Source organism: Streptomyces sp. CB02261 (assembly GCF_001905665.1).
GTDB lineage: Bacteria > Actinomycetota > Actinomycetes > Streptomycetales > Streptomycetaceae > Streptomyces.
In genome coordinates, this window is the sequence record NZ_LIVX01000003.1 from 517,701 (window position 1) to 534,518 (window position 16,818).

Below are 16,818 nucleotides of genomic sequence, written 5' to 3' on the forward strand. Positions count from 1 at the left end.
ACAGGACCCAGGAAAAGGAACAGGACCCACGATGACCATCGAATCGACCGAGAAGGACGAGACCGTCGCCGGCACGATCTTCCCCGAGGCCACGGTGAAGACCGACGCTATCGACCGGATCCACGCGCCCTCCCGCGAGGAGTTCACGCGCGAGTACGTCTACAAGCGCAAGCCCGCCATCATCACCGGCCTGATGGACTCCTGGCCGGCCATGGAGCGCTGGAGCCTGGACTACTTCCGCGAGCACTTCGGCGACCTGGACATCCACGCCAACCTCCAGCGCCTCGACAACGAGCTGATCCTGGGCAACGTCGGCGGCTTCCGCGGGATGAAGCTGTCCGCCCTGCTCGACGAGATCGAGAAGAACACGGACGACAACCGCGCCTACTATCTGCGCGCCTACCCCGTCCACCGGATGGTCGAGCACTTCCCCGGGCTCGCCGACGACTACGACCTGCCCGACCTGGCGCCGAACTGGGCCGACATCCGCTTCAAGGCGAACTGGCGGACCGGCACGGTCAACCCCGCCAAGCTCCTCGGGCTCTACCTCGCCAAGACCTTCCTCAACCGGGGCGGCGGCAAGGGCGCCCCGCGCGAGACCGTGTCCTCCCGCGTCGCGGCCGTGATGTTCGTCGGCAGCAAGGGCACCGTCACCCCGTTCCACAGCGACGGCATGCAGACGGCGGCCTACCTGAGCCAGGTCGTCGGCCGCAAGCGCTGCTACTTCGTCTCGCCCGACCAGCACGAGAAGCTGTACCCGCGCCCGTTCCGCCGCCAGTTCGGCATGGCGCAGGTCGACTACCGCCGCCCCGACCTGACGCGCCACCCGCGCTTCAAGGACGTGGTCGTGGAGGAGACCGTCCTGCACCCGGGCGAGACACTGTACGTCCCCAGCGGCTACTGGCACGCCATCGAGGCCATGGACACCTCGATCTCGTACAGCCACCAGATCGTCGGCGAGGACAACGCCCTCGGCTGGCTGACCTGCATCCCCGAGCGCTACCTGGCCCAGATGTACTTCAAGTCCCAGGGCGGTCTGCGCAACGTGACCGGCGCCAAGGACTGGGACGACTGGGCCTGACGGTGAGCACACCAGCGAGCACGGCCGCCCCCGCCGGCCGGAACCTGCTGCGGGACCGCGACTTCCTCCTGTTCGCGGGCGGCCAGGGCGCCTCGGCACTCGGCGACGCGCTGAGCAAGACCGCCCTGCCGCTGCTGGTCCTGGCCCTCACCGGCTCCGGACTGCACATGGGCCTCATCGCCATGCTGACGGCGCTGCCCATGATGCTGTTCGGCGTCCCCGCGGGCGCCTGGGCCGACCGCTTCGACCGGCGGCGGATGATGCTCTGGTCGGACGTCGGGCGGGCCGTGCTGGTCGCCGCGGTGCCGGTGGCCGCGCTGCTCGACCTGCCGATGCTGCCGGTGCTCTACGCGATCGCCGTGCCGGTCGGTGTGCTGTACGCCGTCTTCGAGGCGGCCTGTCTGTCCTGTGTGCCGTCGCTGGTCGGCCGCGACCGGATCGGCGAGGCCAACTCGCTGCTCTCGATCGGGAACGCGCTCGGCTACATCGCCGGACCCGCGCTCGCCGGTGTCCTGGTGACGGGCATCGGCGGGGCCGGCACCCTGGGCGTCGACGCGGTCACGTTCGCGGTGTCGGCGGTCTCCCTGATGCTGATCCGCCGACCGCTCCAGACCGCCCGGGACCACCCGCCGGCCCCGATGCGCCGACAGGTCCTCGAAGGCTTCCGGTTCGTCGCCGGGCACCGGCTGCTGCGGGCGGCGCTGCTCTACTGGGCGGCGATCACCTTCTTCACCGCGCCGATCATCATCTGCGCCACGTACTTCATCCGCGAGGACCTCGGCTGGTCGCCCGGCGTGCTCGGGTCGATCATCGCGGTCTACGCCGTCGGGGCGATCGCCGGCGCCGTGCTCGCCTCGCGGATCAAGGAGGCGTCCGTCGCGGTCATGTGCGCCGGCACGGTCCTCGGCAGCGTCGGACTGCTCGTCCTGAGCGGCACCGCGTCGCTGCCGCTGGCGCTCGGCGTCGTGCTGCTCGCGGGCGGCGGGGAGTCGCTCTCCGCGATCCTCTACAGCACGCTGCGGGCCCGGCTCACCCCGGACGAACTCCTCGGCCGGGTGACGACGAGCGCGCAGGTCGCCGCGTTCAGCCTGAAGCCCCTGTCCGTCCTGGTGGCCGGCATCGCCCTCGAAGCGACCTCCGGCGCCCTGACCCTGACCGTGATCGCGATCTCCTGCATCACGATCAGCGTCGCCTTCGGCGTCTACAGCCGCCGGCTCCCGACGGCGGCCCCCGAACTCATCCTCCCCCCGACCCTGACACCCCAAGAGGTAGTGCGATGACTGTCATGACCACCGTGGAACCCGAGTACGTCGTCGTCGTCAACGACGAGGAGCAGTACTCGATCTGGCGGAGCGACCGGGAGCTGCCGGACGGCTGGACGGCCGACGGGCCGACCGGCACCAAGGACGAGTGCCTCGACCACATCGAGACGGTGTGGACCGACATGCGTCCGCGCTGCGTGCGGGGCTGATCGGCCGTCATGACGCTGCTCAGAAGGCTCAGCGCCGGTGACGGGACCAGCCGGATCGTCTGCCTCCCCTACGCGGGCGGCAACGGGACGGTCTACGAGAGCTGGACCGCGTGGCTCCCCTCCGAGGTGGAGCTGTGGGCCCCGGACCTGCCCGCGCGCGAACAGCGGATGCTCGAAGCGCCCGTGGAGGACATGGACCTGCTCGTCGCCACCCTGGCCGACGAACTCGCCGCGGACGGACGGCCGACGAGCCTGTTCGGGCACAGCTTCGGCTCCCTCGTGGCGTTCGAGGTGGCCCGCCGGCTCCAGCGGCGGTCGCTGCCGGTGAACTGCCTGGTCGTCTCCGGCATGGCGGCGCCCCAGGTGCTGCCCGACCGGCACGCGCCCACGGACGCCGAGATCCTCGCCAACCTCCGCTCGCACGGGGTGGCACCGCCGGAGTTCTTCCAGCAGCCGGATCTGCTGGAGCTCGTCATGCCCGGTCTGCGCTCCGACTACCGGATGGCGATGGGCTACCGGTACCGGGACGGCGAGAAGCTCTCGGCCCGCGTCTGCGCCCTGGGCGGCACCGAGGACACCGGTGTGCCCGCAGAGGGCCTCGCGGCCTGGGCGGAGCAGTCCGGGACCGGCTCCGCGACACGGATGTGGCCGGGCGGACACATGTATCTGCTGAGTCATGCCGAAGAAGTCGCCGCATACGTGATCGGCTGCCATATGCGGTCGATCGGCCGCCCTCTGCAGTCACTGGAAGGATGAACATGGAAACGCGCACGATCACGGTCCCCGGCGGCTCGCTCCAGACCGTCAGCAGCGGCGCCCCGGCCGCTCCCGCCACCGTCCTGGTCCACTCCGGCATCGCCCACGGGGAGATGTGGTCCCCGCTGCTGCGGGCCCTGGGCGACGAGGTGTTCGGCGTCGCCTACGACTGCCGCTGCTTCGGCCGGTCCACGACGACGCTCGACGGCGAGTTCTCCGACCTCGACGACCTCGGACACGTCCTCGACGCCTACGGACTGGAGTCCGCCGTCCTGGTCGGGGAGTCGCGCGGCGCGCGGCTCGCGATCGACTTCGCGCTCGCCCACCCGAAGCGGGTCCGCGGCCTGTTCCTGCTCGCCCCCGACGTCTCGGGCTTCGACGGGCCGGTCGCGGACGACGAGCGCCCGCTGCTCGACGCGGTCGGGGCGGCCGAGGAGGCCTGGGACACCGCCGAGGCGGCGGACACCGCCCGGGCGGTCGAGGAGCTGATCACGCACGAGGTACGGCTCTTCGTCGACGGACCCGGCCGCGAGCCGGCGCCCGAGCGGGCCGCCGTGCGGGAGCAGGTCGCCGAGATGCTGCGGCTCAACTACACGCAGCAGAAGGACACCCCGGACTTCGTGAAGGTGGAGCCCGCGGCCGGTCGTCTCGCGGAGCTGAGGTGCCCGGTCCGGGTGCTCGTCGGGGACGCGGACATCGCCGGCATGCGGGCCACGGCCGAGGAGGTCGCGAGCGCCGTCCCGCAGGCCTCTCTCGTACGGGTCCCCGACGCGGCGCACGCCCTCACGCTTGAGCACCCGGAGACGGTCGAGCGGGAACTGCGCGCGTGGCTGCGGGAGATGCGGGGCACCGGGTCATGACCGAGGCAGAGGACCGCGAGGCCGGCCCGCTGAAGTCCCGCCCGCGCGAGGCGGCAGGCCCGGAGGCCGACGAGGCGTCGTCGGTACGGGGCGGGGCGGACACGGCGGTACGGGCTGGGGCCGGTGCGGCGACGTCGGTACGCGGCGGGTCCGACGGCGCCGGCCGTGACGACGTTTCACGTGAAACATCGCGCCCCGTGGGTGTCGCGGGCCGGCCCGGTGCGGGGCGGTTCGCCGTCACCTGGGCGGTCCTCGGCCTGCTCCTGGCCGTCGCCTTCGGCCTCGCCCACTGGGCGACCCGTCCGGCGCCCGACGGCGAGGCCGGCCGTGCCGCCCTCGCCACCACCCAGCGCCTGGAGGACCTGGGGCCGCACGTCGCGGGGAGCCCCCAGGTCGCCGAGGCGCTGGACATCGTCGCCGGTGAACTGGCGACGGTCCCGGGCCTGGAGGTGGAACGGCAGCGTGCCTCGGGCTCGTACCGCTTCCACGACCGGGCCGTCGACTACCGCGTCGAGAACGTGATCGCCCGCCAGCCCGGCGACTCCACCGACGCCCTGCTCGTGAACGTCCATGTCGACTCCGCGATGGAGGGGCCCGGCGCGGCCGACGACGGCGTCAACGTCGGCGCGCTGATCGAGGCCGCGCGACAGCTGGCCGGTCAGGACCACCACCGCACGGTCATCTATCTGTTCAACGGCGGTGAGGAGGTCGGCCTCACCGGGGCGGACGCGTTCACCCGGCACCCGTGGGCGGCGGACGTCCGCTGGTTCCTGAACCTGGAGGCCGTCGGCTCCGGCGGACTGCCCATCCTGTTCCAGGCGGGCGAGGACGACGGCCGGCTCGTCGAGCTGGCGGGGAACACCGAACGGCCCTACGGCTCCGTCCTCGGCCAGTGGCTGTTCCAGGCGGGCCTCATCAACTCCGACACCGACGCCCGGGTGTGGCGGGCCCAGGGCTGGTCCGGTCTCGACTACGCCCTCTTCGAGGACGGCTACCGGTACCACACGCCGAACGACCGGGTCGTCGGGATCGGCTCCGGATCGGCGCAGGCGGTCACCGACCTGACCGTCCGGTTCGCCTCCGACGTAGCCGGGTCAGCCGACCTCGGCGACCCGAAGCCGGCCCCCTACTACTTCGACGTGCTCTCGCGCGGCTGGGTCACGCTCGACCCGCTGCGGACGCGGATCGGCACGCTCGCACTGCTGCTCGTCCTGGCCGCGCTGACCTGGCGGGCCTGCCGGCTCTGGGACCTGCGGCCCGGCCGGGTCGCCGCCACGGCGGGCGCCGCGCTTCTCGCCCTCCCGGCGGCCGTGCTCACGGGCGTCGTCCTCGGCGCGGCCCAGTCCCTGGTCGGCGCGCACTCCTGGTTCGCGCACCCGTGGCTCGTCCACGCGGTGACGCTGCCCCTCGTCGTCCTCGGCGCGCTCGCTCCCCAGCTGCTCCTGGAGCGCAGGCGCCGCCGCCGCGCCCCGGACGGCACGCGGCGGCCGGCGGCCCGTACCGCCCTCCTCGGCAACGCGTGGGCGGTCGGACTGCTCGGGGCGCTCACCGCCTGGCTCGGCATCGGACCCGGCTACCTGCTGTGGATCGCCTCCGCGCTGCTCGTGGTGTCGATCGGCGGATTCCTGGTGCTGCCGGGCCGCTGGCGGGCGGTGCCGCTGCTCGTGAGCGCGTTCGTGTCGTTCGTGCTGATCGCCCAGTTCACCCGGAACCTGTTCGAGCTCGCGGTCCCGATGATGGGCCGGCTGCCCACCGCCATCCCCATGGACGCGGCCCTCGCCGTGGCGTCCGTCCTGGTCGCCGTACCGCTGGCGCTGGTCCTGGCCCCGTTCGCCGTGTACGCGGGACGGCCGCCGCGCCGGTCCGGGCTCGCCCTGGCGGCGTACACCGTCTGTGGGCTCCTCGTCGTGGGCCTGACCTCGCCGTACGACAGCGCGCACCCCAAGCTGGTGGAGCTCTTCCAGGAGCAGACCGACGGAAAGGACGCGCGGATCGTCCTGGAGGGCCGCGACTACCTCACGCCCCAGAAACTGGGCGTCGTCGAGCAGGTCGCCCGCGACACCGGGCTCACGGCCCGCGACGGCACGCTCACCGCCCGCAAGGTGTCCGTTCCGGAGGGGACCGTCTCCTTCGCCACCGCCGGTACCACCGCGCCCGTCCGGATCACCCTCGGCGCGAACCGCGCGGAGCTGATCAGGATCACGGTGAAGGGCCCCGGCCTCTCCGTCGGCGGCAAGACCTTCGACGGGGGTGAGGCGGTCGTCGACGTCGTCGGCCGCTTCGACGGGCACACGGTGACCGTCGCCCGCTCGGGTCCCGTCGAGATCCAGGTCGACCAGGTGTTCCTGAAGACCGGGGAGGACGCGCAGCGAGCCCTGGCGGCCCTGCCGGACTGGACGGTCGGCCACGCGCAGACGGTCGTCCAGCGCACCTGGGCGGACGGCCGCCCCTGAACGGCCGGGCACACGACGGGGCGCCGCTCCAGAGCGGTCCCGCATACGCCGAGGCGCCGGCGGCGGTGGTACGACCACCGCCGCCGGCGCCTCGGCTTCGCCGTCGGTCAGGCTCCGCCGGTCCACTCGGCCGGAAGCCGGTAGGTCAGGTCGGCCTCGACGGTCGCGACGTCCATCTGGGCCTTCTGCAGCGAACCGGAGAAGTCCCAGTTCATCGACTGCCAGCGGGTGAACTGGTCGAGCACCCACACTCCGGACTGCCGGCTGCCGTTGCCGGACTTGCCGTTGCCGCCGAACGGAAGGTGGGCCTCCGCGCCGGAGGTGGAGTTGTTGACGCTGATCATCCCGGCGCCGACGCCCTGCCGGAAGCGGAACGCGGTGGCCGGGTCGCTGGTCCAGACGGCCGCGGAGAGCCCGTAGCCCGGGGTGTTGGCGAGCTCGACCGCCTCGTCGAGCGTCCGGTAGGTGGTCACCCCGACGATCGGCCCGAAGGTCTCCTCCAGGAAGATCCGGTCCGTGGGACGGACCCCGTCCACGAGGACCGGGTGGTAGTACAGGCCGTCCGACGGGTCGCCGACGAAGCCCTCCCGGGGCGACTCGGCCGTGATCCGGCCGACCGCGGTCGAGCCGAGGACCGTGTGGTGGTCGTCGATCCAGCTCAGCGCGGTCTCGTAGGTCCGCGCGAACTTCTCGTCGAGCAGCGGGCCGTAGACCACGCCCTCGGACGGCTCGCCCACCGGCGCGGTCCGCACCGCCTCGGCGAACCGGCGCACGAACTCGTCGTGCACCTCCTCGTGCGCGATCACGGTGCCCAGCGAGGTGCAGCGCTGGCCCGCCGTGCCGTAGCCGGAGAACAGGGCGGCCTGCACGGCCAGGTCGAGGTCCGCGTCGGGCGCGATGACCATCGGGTTCTTGCCGCCGAGCTCCAGGCACGGCGTCTGCAGGTGGCGGCCGCAGAGCTCGCCGATCCGCCGGCCGACGAGCGTCGAGCCCGTGAAGCCGACCTTGTCCACCAGACCGCGTCCCAGCGCGGCGTCCAGACCCTCGAACGTCGTCTCGCCGTCGGCGAAGACCAGGTTGAGGACTCCGGCCGGCACCCCCGCCCGCCAGGCGAGTTCGGCCAGGGCGCGCGCGGTCGCCGCCGCGTACTCGGCCGGCTTCCACACCACCGCGTTGCCGCACAGCAGCGCCGGGGCCAGGTACCACGAGGGCACCGCCACCGGGAAGTTGCCCGCCGTCACGATGACCGCCACGCCGACGGGCATCCGGAAGGTGAAGAGCTGCTTGTCGGGCATCTCCGACGGGACCGTGTGCCCGTACAGCCGCCTGCCCTCACCGAGGAAGAACTCGCAGGTGTCGATGATCTCCTGGACCTCGCCCAGCGCCTCCGCGTACGTCTTGCCCACCTCGCGGGTGACCAGCCGGGCGAGGGCCTCCTTGTTCTCCTGCACCAGGCGCCCGAAGGCCCCCACGACCTGGCCGCGCACCGGGGCCGGCACCCGCGCCCACGCGGTCTGGGCCTCGCGCGCCGCCGCGCAGGCGTCCTGGAACGTCTCCGCGTCGGCCAGCCGGACCTCGGTGACGACGTCGCTCAGGAGCGCCGGGTTCCGGGAGGTGTAGGTGACGCCGTCTCCGGCGATCTCCTTGCCGTCGATCACCGAGTTCAGCACAGTCGGACCCGCCACCTGGATTTCCTCTCACCATGTCGAATGCGGCCGCGAGTATAGCTCTCGGCCTGCTCCGTGCCGGTCCTCCGCGAACAGCTCCCCACCGGAGGGCTCCGGAAGGCCGAGCAGGCGCCGCATCGACTCCGCGGCGCGGACGGCGGCGTCACCGCAGCAGTTGTTGAACAGGACGTGGACCTCCCGCGCCCGCTCGGCCATCTCCCGCACGCGCGGGACCCACTCCGCCAGCTCCGCGGGCGTGTAGGCGTGGCGGAACCTCTCCTCCTTGCTGCCGGTCCCCCAGGCGCTGTTGCGGCCGTGGAAGCGCACCAGGGCGAGGTCCGGGGAGGTGACCCGAACGACCGGCGGTACGGAGGTGGGGAGCGTCTGCGTCATGTCCACGGCGACGGCGGTCGTCTCCAGCTCCGTCAGCAGAGCGGTCGTCGCGTCGGCCTGCTCCTCGCGCCACCAGCCGGGGTGCCGGAACTCCACGGCCATCGGCCATCCCGCCGCGCGCTCTCGGCACCGGCGCAGGAACTCCACCGCCGCCCTCCCCGGTGCGAGCCGGTGCGGGAACTGGAACACCAGCGTCCCGAGGCGTCCGGCCTCACGCAGCGGGGCGAGGGCCGCGGCATACCGCGCCCACACCTCGTCGAGCAGTCCGGGATCGGTGCCCGTCCGCTCCCGCCGCTGCCGGACGACGGCGGGCCGGAGGTCGGCGGGCAGCGCCTCCGGTCGGGTCGGATGCCCGGTGAACAGTGAGAACGCCTTCACGTCGAACCGGAACCCCGCGGGGGTGCGCTCGGCCCACAGATGGCTGTTGCGGGTGCTGGGCAGCCCGTAGTACGTGGAGTCCACCTCCGCCACCGGGAACCGCGAGGCGTAGTGCCGCAGTCTGCCCTCGGCGTCGCGGTGGCCCGCCGGGTACCAGCCGCTGGACACCAGCGCCTTGTCCGTCCACGAACAGGTTCCGACTCGGATCTCTCCCATCGGACCCGTCTGCCCCGGGCCCGCCGTCGGGATTCCTTCAGGACGGCAGGCGGAGGAACTCCGGCGGGACGGTGTCGGTCAGCCAGACCCCGTTGGCACTGACGTGGAAGACGTGTCCGGCCCGGTGCATGGCCCCCGCGTCGACGCTGAGCACGACCGGGCGACCGCGACGCGCGCCGACCCGGGTCGCGGTCTCCCGGTCGGGGGAGAGGTGCACATGGTGGCGGGCCATGGGGCGCAGCCCTTCCGCCCGGATCGCGGGGAGCCGGTCCGCGACCGTACCGTGGTAGAGGTACGCGGGCGGCTCGGCGGCCGGCAGGTCCAGGTTCACCTCGACGGTGTGGCCCTGGCTGGCGCGGATGCGGGTGCCCTCGATCGCGAAGCGCTTCTTGTCGTTGGTGGCGACGACGTGGTCGAGTTCCTCGCGGGTGATCGGGAAGCCGTTGCGCGCGGTGGCGTCGAGCAGGGTGTCGATCTCGGTCCAGCCGTGGGCGTCGAGAACGAGGCCGATGCGCTCGGGCTGGTGGCGCAGATGCTTGGAGAGGTACTTCGATACCTTCACCGTGCGACGCTCGTCCGGCGGTTGTCGGTGTGTCATTCCCTCAGGATGCCGAAGCGCGGATCGTCCGACCATCGAATTGTGGACCGCAGGTTTGATCCACAACCAAAGTGAGTTATCCACAGGAGAGTTGAGATTTCTGTGGACAACACACTCGCGTGCACAGCCTGTTTGGCCAACTTAGTCACTTATCGGTCGACTTGAGGTGAGGGCGTCCATCGTCCGCTTGTGCACCTCTCGTTCGGTGGCGGCGGCGACGAAAGCCGAGACGCCCTCCGGGCCCACCATCGCCTGAACGGCCCTGACCGTGGCGGCCGGAAGCGTCACCGGGCGCGGTTCGTCGTCCGCCGCCTTCGGCGCGTCCGGTGACAGATGGAGCTGGAGGTGCCGAGTGGCCAAGCGCTGCATGGCCCGGGCGAGTTCGGCGTCCACGGTCTGCTGTGCGAGCGGCCGGAGCCGCCGCACCATCGTCGCCGCTTCGGCCGCGTCCGCGTCCGTCGGCGGCCGGTGCTCCAGATAGCGGGCGAAGACGTGCTCGGTCGTGAACTCCAGGAAACGGGAGGCGATGTGCTCCACCTGCCCGCGAAGTTCCCTCAGGTGCCCGGTGATCGCCGCGAGCGGCACCCCCGCCGCGTACAACTCCGCCGCCACGGCCAGCTCCTGGGGGCTGGGCACGAGGTACTCCTCGGTCTCCCGGTCCGGCAGCCGCTCCAGTACGCCGAGCTCGACGGCCTCCCGGATGGCCTCCTCGTCCGGCGTGCCGCCGAACCGGGCGTCCAGCTCGGCGCGCGAGATCCGGGCCGCCTCCTCGTCCGTCCACGGCCCCTGGACCTCGGCGACCAGGCCGAGCACCCCGCCGAGCCCGCGGCCGGTGTCCCAGGCGTCGAGCAGCTCCTTGATCGAGGCCAGGGTGTAGCCCCGGTCGAGGAGATCGGCGATCTGCCGGAGCCGCGCGAGGTGCGCGTCCCCGTACACGTTCGACCTGCCCCGCCGCTCCGGGCGGGGCAGCAGCCCTCGGTCCTGGTAGGCGCGGATCGTCCGGACCGTGGCCCCGCTCCGATGGGCGAGGTCCTCGATCCGGTACTCCGGCTGTGCTGACTGCTCGGACAAAACCGCTCCCACCGACCGCTCGCTCCACCCCGCCGCGGGGCCCCTCAAGGTACGGATCGTACGACCGCCGCCCCGCCCCGGCTAAGCCCGGCGGCGGGCCGCCCGGCCGGGGATCCGTACACCTGCCGCTCCCGGCGGGCGCGGCCCCGACGCGCGCACCGGCCCGACCGGGACCTACGTCGGCGGCTGCCAGCGGGCGAAGGTCCGCAGCGCTCCCGGGCTCAGCCGGGACAGGACGTGGAGGCCCCGGGCCTCGGGTGTCACCGGCACCACGGCCCGGTCGTGCAGGACCGCGCCCAGGATCGCGTCCGCGACCTTCTCCGGCGGATAGTTCCGCAGCCCGTACAGCCGGGACGCCTTCTTCTGCCGCCGCTTCTCCTCCGCCTCGTCCGTGACCCCCGCGAACCGCGCCGTCGCCGTGATGTTGGTGTTGACGATGCCGGGGCATATCGCGGACACCCCGATGCCCTGGTCGGCCAGCTCGGCGCGCAGGCACTCGCTGAGCATCAGCACCGCCGCCTTCGACGTGCTGTACGCGGGCAGGGTCCGGGAGGGCTGGAACGCCGCCGCGGACGCGGTGTTCACGATGTGGCCGCCCTGACCTCGCGCGGTCATCTGCGCCCCGAAGACCCGGCACCCGTGGATCACGCCCCACAGATTGACGTCGAGGACCCGCTTCCACTCCTCGGCGGTCGTGTCGAAGAAGGAGCCCGTGAGTCCGATGCCCGCGTTGTTGACGAGGACGTCGACGATCCCGTACTCGCTCGCCACCTTGGCGGCCAGCTTCTCCATCGCCTGCTCGTCGGCGACGTCCACGGTCTCGCCCCAGGCCTCCGGCGCGCCGATCAGCCGGGCCATCTCGGCCGTGCGGACCGCGCCCTCCGCGTCCCGGTCCACCGCCACGACCCGCGCGCCGGCCTCGGCGAAGGCGAAGGCGGTGGCCCGGCCGATGCCGCTGGCGGCGCCGGTCACCAGGACCAGCTGGCCGCCGAACCGCTCCGCGTACTCCGGCCTCACCCGGCTCTCGGCCGCCGAGGCTGCGGGCCGGCGGGGACCCGGCGCCGCCGGTTCCTCGTGGGTCCGGACGAACGAGCCGATCCACGCGGCCAGCTGGTCCGGCCGGGTGCGCGGCACCCAGTGCTTCGCGGGCAGGGTGCGCCGGGTCAGGTCCGGCACCCAGGTCCCGAGGTCGTCGTAGAGCCGCTCGGAGAGGAAGGCGTCACCGGTCGGCGTGATCAGCTGCACGGGCGCGTGCGCGTAGGCGTCGGGGCGAGGCCTGCCGAGCCGGGCGCGGACGTTGTCCCGGTAGAGCCAGGCGCCGTGTGCCGCGTCGCTCGGCAGCGAGGGCGTCGGGTAGTCGCCGGCCGGTACCTTCTCGATCCGCTCCAGGATCTTCGGCCAGCGCTTGCCGAGCGGCCCGCGCCAGGCGAGCTCGGGCAGCACGGGGGTGTGCAGCAGGTACACGTACCAGGACTTGGCGCCCTGGCCGAGGAGCTGGCCGACCCGGCGCGGGGTGGGACGGGCCATCCGCTGCTTGATCCAGTGCCCGAAGTGGTCGAGGGAGGGTCCCGACATCGAGGTGAAGGAGGCGATCCGGCCCTCGGTGCGGGAGACGGTCACGAATTCCCAGGACTGCACCGAGCCCCAGTCGTGGCCGACCAGGTGCACCGGCCGGTCCGGGCTGACGGCGTCGGCGACCGCGAGGAAGTCGTCCGTCAGCTTCTCCAGGGTGAAGCCGCCGCGCAGCGGGGCCGGCGCCGTGGAGCGGCCGTGGCCCCGGACGTCGTACAGCACGACGTGGAACTCCTCGGCGAGCCGGGCCGCGACCTCCGACCACACCTCCTTGGAGTCCGGGTAGCCGTGGACGAGGAGGACGGTGGGCCGGTCCGGGTCGCCGAGCTCGGCGACGCACAGTTCGATCCCGCCCGTACGGACCCAGCGCTCCCGCGCTCCCGCGAGCCCCGTCGTCGTTCCGTCGCGCCCTGTCATCGGACAGCCCCCTCTTTCCAGCGCCGCACGTGCGGCAGATCGTCGTCCAGCCAGAACGCGCTCTGCTCGGGGTCCCGGGAGTCGGTGACGACCAGGATCTCCTCGAACTTCGCGCCCGTCCCCCGGAATCCGAGGTGCGGCTCGACCGCCCACAGGCCGGGCTTCGGCGGGTGGTCGGAGAACGTGTACGGCGACCAGAGCGGCGACCAGCCGTCCCGGTGGCCGTGCAGGGCGTCGCTCGCGAGGCCCTTGAGCGCCTGGGTGCCGAAGCCGAAGAGCGTCGGGGACCAGCGGCGCTCCTTCACCCGGTCGATCTTGTGGGCGATGACGCCGAAGGGATAGGCCCGGTGCCGGTTGGCGTACCCCTGGCGGACCATGAGGCGGTCCACGTCCTCGTATATCTCGCGGAGCGTGCGGCGCTCGCGGACCTCGCGGAGGATCAGCTCGCGGTGGTCCTCGAGGTCGGCGAGCAGCTTGTCGTGCAGGGGGTCGAGGCCCAGGCAGCCGCTGTAGCCGATGTCGGCGGTGTACCCCTTGTACACGGGGGCCATGTCGAGGATGAACGGCATGCCCGCCTCGAGCCGCCGGTTCGTGGGGAAGAACTGCAGCGGGATCCTGAAGTCCACGAACGCCGTGCGGTCCCCGAACCAGGCGAACGGCCGGTGGAACCAGTCCCGTACTCCCCGGTCGTACAACCACTCGCGCTGCATCCGGGCGGCCTCGCGCTCGGTCACGCCCGGCTTGAGCTGGGCCGCGACCGCCTCGGCGCACTCGTAGGAGAGGCGCTGTACTTCCCTGAACCCCCGCAGCTCCGCGGAGAGTTCCCGTGTCCCTGAGGCCATGCCACCCGCCGTCCTGTGTGAGCGCCCGATCGCACTACGCGTTCGTAACGTGACATCGATGAATGTGACAATGCCCGGAGGCTACGTCAAGGGGTCGGACCCGGAGGCTGTGGAAAAGTCCGACCGTCGCCCTGTGGAAGAAGACTTTCGTCTCGACCCCCCTACTGGCTTTGTACTCCTCTGGTCGGACAAGGATCGAGCCGTTGGGCTGACGACCGCTGTGGTGCACACCACTACCGTCGAAGCGTGACTGTGATCGCGACCGAAAGCCTCAGCAAGCGGTTCCCCCGGGTGACCGCTCTTGACCGGCTCTCCCTGGACATCGGGCCCGGTGTGACCGGACTCGTGGGTGCCAACGGAGCCGGCAAGTCCACCATGATCAAGATCCTGCTCGGACTCTCCCCGGCCACGGAGGGCCGCGCCGAGGTCCTGGGCCTGGACGTCCGGACCGCCGGCGGCCAGATCCGTGAGCGCGTGGGATACATGCCGGAGCACGACTGTCTCCCGCCCGACGTCTCGGCCACCGAGTTCGTCGTCCACATGGCGCGCATGTCCGGGCTGCCCCCGACCGCGGCCCGCGAGCGGACCGCCGACACCCTGCGCCACGTCGGTCTGTACGAGGAGCGGTACCGCCCCATGGGCGGCTACTCGACCGGCATGAAGCAGCGGGTCAAGCTCGCCCAGGCCCTGGTCCACGACCCGAAGCTGGTCCTCCTCGACGAGCCGACCAACGGCCTCGACCCGGTCGGCCGGGACGAGATGCTGGGACTGATCCGCCGGGTCTGGACCGACTTCGGCATCTCGGTCCTCGTCACCTCGCACCTCCTGGGCGAACTGGAGCGCACCTGCGACCACGTCGTCGTCATCGACGGCGGGAAGCTGCTCCGGTCCAGCTCCACCAGCGACTTCACCCGGACCACCACGACCCTCGCGGTCGAGGTCACCGACTCCGACACCCACCCCGACGGCACGTCGGCGCTCCGCGCGGCCCTCGCCGCCGCGGGCGTCACGATCCACGCGGGCGTGGAGGAGGGCCTGCCCGGCGCCGGCCACATCCTGCTCCTGGAGGCGCCCGGCGAGGAGACGTACGACCTCGTCCGGGACACCGTCGCCGACCTCGGCCTCGGTCTCGTCCGCATGGAGCAGCGCCGCCACCACATCGCCGAGGTCTTCCGGCCCGAGGCGTCCCCGCAGCACGAGGAGGTGCCGGCCCGATGAGCATCCAGTCCCCCCAGCCCTCCCAGGCCGCTCCCGACACGACGCAGATCCACAACATCGGCTACCGGTCGTACGACGGCCCGCGCCTCGGCCGGGCGTACGCCCGCAGGTCGCTGTTCTCGCAGTCGCTGCGCGGCGCGTACGGCCTGGGCCGCAGCGCCAAGTCCAAGGTGCTGCCGATGCTGCTCTACGCGGTGATGTGCATCCCGGCGCTGATCATCGTCGCGGTAGCGGTCGTCACCAAGCAGTCCAAGCTCTCCATCGAGTACACGCAGTACGCGCTCTACCTCCAGGTCGTCATCAGCATCTACCTGGCCTCGCAGGCGCCGCAGTCGGTCTCCCGCGACCTCCGGTTCAGGACGGTCCCGCTGTACTTCTCCCGGCCGATCGAGCGCGCGGACTACGTGCTCGCCAAGTTCGGGGCGATGGCTTCGGCGCTCTTCGTCCTCACCGCCTCCCCGCTGCTGATCCTGTGGATCGGCTCGCTGCTCGCCAAGATGGACTTCGCCGAGCAGACCAAGATGTTCGGCCAGGGGCTCGTCTCCGTGGCGCTGCTGTCGCTGCTCTTCGGCGGCATCGGCCTGGTCATGGCGGCCCTCACCCCGCGCCGGGGCTTCGGCGTCGCCGCCGTGATCGCCGTCCTGACGATCTCGTACGGGGCGGTCTCCACCCTCATGGGCATCGCCTTCGCGACCGAGAACCAGGGCGCCATCCAGTGGCTCGGCCTCTTCTCTCCGATGACCCTCATCGACGGCGTGCAGAGCACCTTCCTGGGTGCCCCTCCCGGCTTCCCCGAGCTCGGAGGCCCGAGCACCGGTGTCGGCGTGATCTACGTGCTGGTCGTCCTCGCGCTCATCGCCGGCTCGTACGGCATCCTGATGCGCCGCTACCGAAAGGTCGGGCTGTGACAACGCTCCACATCGACCACGTCTCCCGCTGGTTCGGAAACGTCGTGGCCGTGAACGACGTCACGATGACGGTGGGCCCGGGTGTCACCGGCCTCCTCGGCCCCAACGGCGCCGGGAAGTCCACCCTGATCAACATGATGGGCGGATTCCTCGACCCCTCCACCGGCTCCGTCACCCTGGACGGGCAGACGATCTGGGGGAACGAGTCGGTCTACCGCGAGATCGGTGTCGTGCCCGAGCGGGAGGCCATGTACGACTTCCTCACGGGCCGCGAGTTCGTCCTGGCCAACGCGGAGCTGCAGGGCCTCGGCGCCGCGGAGGCCCAGCGGGCCCTCGGCACGGTCGAGATGGAGTACGCCCAGGACCGCAAGATCTCCACGTACAGCAAGGGCATGCGGCAGCGCGTGAAGATGGCCTCGGCCCTCGTCCACGAGCCGTCCGTGCTCCTGCTCGACGAGCCGTTCAACGGCATGGACCCGCGCCAGCGCATGCAGCTGATGGACCTCCTGCGGCGGATGGGCGCGGACGGCCGCACGGTCCTGTTCTCCTCGCACATCCTGGAGGAGGTCGAGCAGCTCGCCTCCCACATCGAGGTCATCGTGGCCGGGCGCCACGCGGCCTCCGGTGACTTCCGCAAGATCCGCCGCCTGATGACGGACCGGCCGCACCGCTACCTCGTCCGCTCCAGCGACGACCGGTCGCTCGCCGCGGCGCTCATCGCCGACCCGTCCACGGCCGGCATCGAGGTCGACCACGGTGAGGGCGGTCTGCGGGTGCAGGCGGTGGACTTCGGACGGTTCACGGAGCTGCTGCCGAAGGTCGCGCGCGAGCGGGGGATCCGTCTCCTGACGGTCTCGCCCTCGGACGAGTCCCTCGAATCGGTCTTCTCATACCTCGTCGCGGCCTGAAAGGAGCCT

General features: G+C 71.9%; 15 protein-coding genes. 9 read left to right on the top strand and 6 right to left on the bottom strand.

The features are described 5' to 3' along the window. The first annotated feature begins 31 nt into the window (after positions 1-31). The 6 genes from AMK29_RS12465 to AMK29_RS12490 are packed head-to-tail and all read left to right on the top strand — an operon-like array spanning position 32 to position 6,621. On the top strand, positions 32-1,081 hold the full coding sequence (locus AMK29_RS12465; RefSeq protein WP_073811765.1) for a cupin-like domain-containing protein: 1,050 nt from the start codon (positions 32-34) through the stop codon (positions 1,079-1,081). Positions 1,082-1,083: 2 nt separating this feature from the next. Then, complete coding sequence (locus AMK29_RS12470) at positions 1,084-2,361, top strand: MFS transporter (protein ID WP_073811766.1); 1,278 nt, start codon at positions 1,084-1,086, stop codon at positions 2,359-2,361. A 5-nt stretch (positions 2,362-2,366) separates the two neighbouring features. Next, positions 2,367-2,552: an MbtH family protein gene (locus AMK29_RS12475; protein WP_107422571.1), complete on the top strand. Its 186-nt coding sequence runs from the start codon at positions 2,367-2,369 to the stop codon at positions 2,550-2,552. 9 nt (positions 2,553-2,561) lie between these two features. Beyond that, positions 2,562-3,308 carry a thioesterase II family protein gene (locus AMK29_RS12480; protein WP_073811769.1) on the top strand — a complete coding sequence of 249 codons (747 nt, stop codon included), beginning with the start codon at positions 2,562-2,564 and terminating at the stop codon, positions 3,306-3,308. Between the two features lie 2 nt (positions 3,309-3,310). Beyond that, on the top strand, positions 3,311-4,168 hold the full coding sequence (locus tag AMK29_RS12485) for an alpha/beta fold hydrolase (protein ID WP_198942226.1): 858 nt from the start codon (positions 3,311-3,313) through the stop codon (positions 4,166-4,168). Then, positions 4,165-6,621, top strand: a complete 2,457-nt coding sequence (locus tag AMK29_RS12490) for a M28 family peptidase (protein WP_073811772.1) — start codon at positions 4,165-4,167, stop codon at positions 6,619-6,621. Before AMK29_RS12485 ends, AMK29_RS12490 begins: the two co-directional genes overlap by 4 nt. Before the next feature lie 107 nt (positions 6,622-6,728). Here the strand turns inward: AMK29_RS12490 and AMK29_RS12495 are convergent, their stop codons facing one another. From AMK29_RS12495 to AMK29_RS12520, 6 genes are all read right to left on the bottom strand, one after another. Next, positions 6,729-8,306, bottom strand: a complete 1,578-nt coding sequence (locus AMK29_RS12495) for an aldehyde dehydrogenase family protein (protein WP_241845309.1) — start codon at positions 8,304-8,306, stop codon at positions 6,729-6,731. 12 nt (positions 8,307-8,318) lie between these two features. Continuing rightward, positions 8,319-9,275, bottom strand: coding sequence for a DUF72 domain-containing protein (locus tag AMK29_RS12500; RefSeq protein ID WP_073811776.1), 957 nt, complete (start codon positions 9,273-9,275; stop codon positions 8,319-8,321). Positions 9,276-9,312: 37 nt separating this feature from the next. Then, entirely contained in the window at positions 9,313-9,873 is a 561-nt protein-coding gene (locus tag AMK29_RS12505; protein WP_073811779.1) for an RNA 2'-phosphotransferase, read from the bottom strand. Between the two features lie 141 nt (positions 9,874-10,014). Further along, positions 10,015-10,944: a MerR family transcriptional regulator gene (locus tag AMK29_RS12510; protein ID WP_073811781.1), complete on the bottom strand. Its 930-nt coding sequence runs from the start codon at positions 10,942-10,944 to the stop codon at positions 10,015-10,017. A gap of 174 nt (positions 10,945-11,118) precedes the next feature. Beyond that, positions 11,119-12,933 carry an SDR family oxidoreductase gene (locus tag AMK29_RS12515; RefSeq protein WP_073811783.1) on the bottom strand — a complete coding sequence of 605 codons (1,815 nt, stop codon included), beginning with the start codon at positions 12,931-12,933 and terminating at the stop codon, positions 11,119-11,121. Next, positions 12,930-13,775: a M24 family metallopeptidase gene (locus AMK29_RS12520; protein ID WP_073811786.1), complete on the bottom strand. Its 846-nt coding sequence runs from the start codon at positions 13,773-13,775 to the stop codon at positions 12,930-12,932. Before AMK29_RS12520 ends, AMK29_RS12515 begins: the two co-directional genes overlap by 4 nt. Before the next feature lie 252 nt (positions 13,776-14,027). On the opposite strand from AMK29_RS12520, the gene AMK29_RS12525 reads away from it, so the two are divergent. Genes AMK29_RS12525 through AMK29_RS12535 form a run of 3 tightly spaced genes read left to right on the top strand, consistent with a single transcriptional unit; the run spans position 14,028 to position 16,809 of the window. Beyond that, entirely contained in the window at positions 14,028-14,993 is a 966-nt protein-coding gene (locus AMK29_RS12525) for an ABC transporter ATP-binding protein (RefSeq protein ID WP_073811788.1), read from the top strand. Next, positions 14,990-15,901: an ABC transporter permease gene (locus tag AMK29_RS12530; protein ID WP_073811791.1), complete on the top strand. Its 912-nt coding sequence runs from the start codon at positions 14,990-14,992 to the stop codon at positions 15,899-15,901. The genes AMK29_RS12525 and AMK29_RS12530 overlap by 4 nt, the downstream gene beginning before the upstream one ends. After that, a complete protein-coding gene (locus AMK29_RS12535; RefSeq protein ID WP_073811793.1) occupies positions 15,898-16,809 on the top strand; it encodes an ABC transporter ATP-binding protein in 912 nt (303 codons plus the stop codon). The genes AMK29_RS12530 and AMK29_RS12535 overlap by 4 nt, the downstream gene beginning before the upstream one ends. Positions 16,810-16,818 lie beyond the last annotated feature (9 nt).

Coding starts and splice junctions, on each gene's coding strand:
- AMK29_RS12520 (WP_073811786.1), bottom strand. CDS start 13,775: ATGGCCTCAGGGACACGGGAACTCTCCGCGGAGCTGCGGGGGTTCAGG.
- AMK29_RS12505 (WP_073811779.1), bottom strand. CDS start 9,873: ATGACACACCGACAACCGCCGGACGAGCGTCGCACGGTGAAGGTATCG.
- AMK29_RS12465 (WP_073811765.1), top strand. CDS start 32: ATGACCATCGAATCGACCGAGAAGGACGAGACCGTCGCCGGCACGATC.
- AMK29_RS12515 (WP_073811783.1), bottom strand. CDS start 12,933: ATGACAGGGCGCGACGGAACGACGACGGGGCTCGCGGGAGCGCGGGAG.
- AMK29_RS12480 (WP_073811769.1), top strand. CDS start 2,562: ATGACGCTGCTCAGAAGGCTCAGCGCCGGTGACGGGACCAGCCGGATC.
- AMK29_RS12530 (WP_073811791.1), top strand. CDS start 14,990: ATGAGCATCCAGTCCCCCCAGCCCTCCCAGGCCGCTCCCGACACGACG.
- AMK29_RS12500 (WP_073811776.1), bottom strand. CDS start 9,275: ATGGGAGAGATCCGAGTCGGAACCTGTTCGTGGACGGACAAGGCGCTG.
- AMK29_RS12485 (WP_198942226.1), top strand. CDS start 3,311: ATGGAAACGCGCACGATCACGGTCCCCGGCGGCTCGCTCCAGACCGTC.
- AMK29_RS12475 (WP_107422571.1), top strand. CDS start 2,367: ATGACCACCGTGGAACCCGAGTACGTCGTCGTCGTCAACGACGAGGAG.
- AMK29_RS12490 (WP_073811772.1), top strand. CDS start 4,165: ATGACCGAGGCAGAGGACCGCGAGGCCGGCCCGCTGAAGTCCCGCCCG.